The following is a 2634-nucleotide window of genomic DNA, read 5'->3' as shown; positions in this document are numbered from 1 at the left end:
CCATTTCCCCTGGCTCTCATCCCGACGCTCACCAAGCACGGGTAGAGCGCGGGGCTTCCCGCCGAGAAGCTAAAAGTGGCTTCCTTTGCAGGAAGCCCCAATTAGAGAACCATTGTATTTCAGGTATTTTTCCGGGAACTTGCGCGCAGACTAAGTTTTGCGATCGCAACTCCGACTCCTTCGGGAAAAAGGGTACAGTTTAACCCGGCACACCGGCATCATTGCTCGGAAAGGGCGCATTGCTCGAACTCGGCTCATTTACACTCAAGCGAGCATCACCCCTGGTGTCATCCACATCCACAGAATACTGCTGCACCAAACTCAACCCTTGCTTGAGCGCCTCCAAACGGTCCATCATCAAGTGATGCGGCGGGAGCATTTCTAAAATACCCAACCGTTGCAGACGGCGCTTAATTTTACCCGTAGCTCCCACAATAATCACCTGACGACCTTTTTCAACCGCTTCGCGCAGAGCATTTTCGATCGCCAGAGAAGAAGTCACGCCCAACAGGGGAACATCGCTGAGATCCAACACCAGAACTTGATATTGCTCGATCGCCATATGTTCGCGCGAGATTGCCTTGGAAACCCCAAAAATCATCGGACCGCTCAAGTGGAACAGCAACACGCGACCATCCGCTTGTTGCAGATAGTATTTTTCTTCCTCGGTTAAGACAATTTCATCATCAGCATCAGTAATTGCCTTCACATCCTTGGCGCGCAAATCGCTCAAGTTTTGAATCGTCAGCAGATTGGCAACGAACACACCAATCCCCACTGCGGCAATCAAGTCCACGAATACGGTGAGTGCGATCACCCCGTACATAATCGCCGCGCCCTTCCAGGACACATTATGAGCGCGTTTCAAAAAGCTCCAGTCAATAATATCGATACCCACTTTCAGCGCGATCCCGGCCAATACCGCCATCGGAATCGGTTCGGTGAGTTGAGCCGCCCACAAGACGACCACCAGCAAAATCGAAGAGCGAGTCAGACCGGAAAGTGCCGTGCGACCCCCAGTTTGGATATTCACCACCGTGCCCATCGTGGCACCCGCGCCGGGAAGACCGCCACACAAACCCGACATTAAATTACCAATCCCTTGACCGATGAGTTCTTTATTTGAATCATGCTCCGTGCGGGTCAAGCTATCGGCAATCACGGAAGTCAGGAGGGAGTCAATGCAGCCCAGCATCGCGAGGACGACTGCATCCACCACCATCGTTTGCAATTGCGGGAAGGTAAATGCCGGCATTTGCAACGTAGGCAGACCGGCTTGGATGACGCCAATCCGGCGGATATCCATATCGGAGAAGAACATCAGGGAAATGACCGTGCCTGCAACTAAGGCAACTAATTGAGGCGGCACAATTCGTTTTAATTTACCTGGCATCAAGAAAATAATGGCCAAGGTCAGCGCCCCCAAAATGGTTTCGGGGAGATTGAGGGTGCTCAAAAACTCCGGCACCTTGCTCAAGGTTGCGAGTACCCCGCCCCCCGGGTTTTCATGTCCGAGAAACGGGCCGATTTGAAGAATAATCATAATCAGGCCAATTCCAGACATGAAGCCCGAAATCACGGTATAGGGCATCAGGGTGATGTATTTTCCCAGACGCAACGCCCCAAACATTATTTGAAAGACCCCGCCCAGCATGACCACGGTAAAGGCCATTGCCATGCCATTTTCGGGATTGTTGACCATCAAGTTGGTGACCACGGCTGCCATCACCACGGTCATCGGGCCGGTCGGTTCGGAAATCAGAGTTGGCGTGCCACCAAACAGCGAGGCAAAAAAGCCCACGCAAACCGCACCGTAAAGACCCGCTTGCGCTCCCGCACCAGAGGAAACCCCGAATGCTAAAGCCATTGGCAGGGAGATAATCGCGGCGGTGACGCCGCCGAATATATCGCCGCGCAAGTTATTGAAATGAATTCGATTTAAGACTCCCATAAGAATTCCATGAATTCCATAATTAAGTCCCACCAGAGTGGGTTATGGGGTTCATAATAAAATGAAATGAAAATTTTGAAAACACTTGTCATAATTTTATTAAATATTTCTTATAGTAAGAATTGCTTAGACGCCGATTTGGGATCGAACGGAAAGGGATAAGGGTTGAGGAAATTCCCAGGGATCGCCGTTTTCTCAACTCCAAGAACCCCGGCGGGGCAAGGAATGCAACTGCTTTACAAAAAAATGCCCCCTCAGCTTGGCTTGGCTGAGGGGTTAATAAATGATTATTTATGGTAGGTATCAAAAAACAATAAGGAGACGGGGTTGAGGGCTTTCACCCAATTAAAATCGAGATTTTTTCTGTGGAGATTTGCCAGAAAACCGAGGCGTAAGGCATCGGGTGGGTAGGGCAAAGAACAGCGGAGTTAATCTTTTCGATAAACCCAGTATTATTACTCAGCTTTGGTGGGCTTTCCGCCCAGGCTACAACTGGAGTGTGCTTTTGCCTAAGACTTTGCGGGGCGGAAAGCCCACCCTACGACTACTACGACTACGAGTAGGGTGGGTAATTCATCGGATACCCGGTTATAAATAAGCAACAAGGGTGCGATTCGTTCCCGCAAAAGTGGAAGGTCAAAAGCCCGAAACGTAAGCGGGGCAAGGAACACAGTCCCTAAAGG

1 protein-coding gene is annotated in these 2634 nt (G+C 50.5%); it reads right to left on the bottom strand.

Features of this window, described 5'->3' with window-relative positions; all coding sequences use genetic code 11:
* Positions 1-199: 199 nt before the first annotated feature.
* Positions 200-1951, bottom strand: coding sequence for a bicarbonate transporter BicA (bicA, locus tag AC0QH1_RS17165; protein WP_324632456.1), 1752 nt, complete (start codon positions 1949-1951; stop codon positions 200-202).
* Between the last annotated feature and the right edge of the window lie 683 nt (positions 1952-2634).

It is taken from the genome of Phormidium sp. CCY1219 (assembly GCF_055795085.1).
The sequence above is the reverse complement of the archived record's forward strand: the minus strand, read 5'-3'. Positions and strand labels throughout refer to the sequence as shown.

Coding starts and splice junctions, on each gene's coding strand:
- bicA (WP_324632456.1), bottom strand. CDS start 1,951: ATGGGAGTCTTAAATCGAATTCATTTCAATAACTTGCGCGGCGATATA.